Raw genomic sequence first — 302 nt, 5'->3', positions numbered from 1 at the left:
GTTTTTTTTTGTTTTGTTTTTTTTATGTTTTTTTGCGGTTGCTCTGTTGTTTTTTTGTGGGTGTTTGGGGCGCCGCGGGGCTTGGGTGTTGGGTTGTGTTTTTGTTAGGTGGGTTTTTGGTGGGGTTGTCTGTTGTTTGTGGGGTTTTGTTTGGTTGGGTTTTTTTTTTTTTGGTTTTTTTTTTTTTTTTTTGTGTGGTTGTTTGTTTTTTTGTGTTTGTGGGTGTGGTTGTGGTGTTGCGGCGGGTCGGGGTGGGGGGGGGGGGGGTTGGGGGGGTGGTGGGGGGGGGGGGGGGGCGGGCC

1 protein-coding gene is annotated in these 302 nt (G+C 49.0%); it reads left to right on the top strand.

The genetic code is table 11. The features are described from left to right. Positions 1–116 precede the first annotated feature (116 nt). Positions 117–302, top strand: a 186-nt coding sequence (locus PUR56_RS43130; protein ID WP_329947388.1) for a hypothetical protein, incomplete at its 3' end; no start/stop codon positions are given.

The organism is Streptomyces sp. BE303, assembly GCF_036290945.1.
Lineage (GTDB): Bacteria > Actinomycetota > Actinomycetes > Streptomycetales > Streptomycetaceae > Kitasatospora.
The sequence above is the reverse complement of the archived record's forward strand: the minus strand, read 5'-3'. Positions and strand labels throughout refer to the sequence as shown.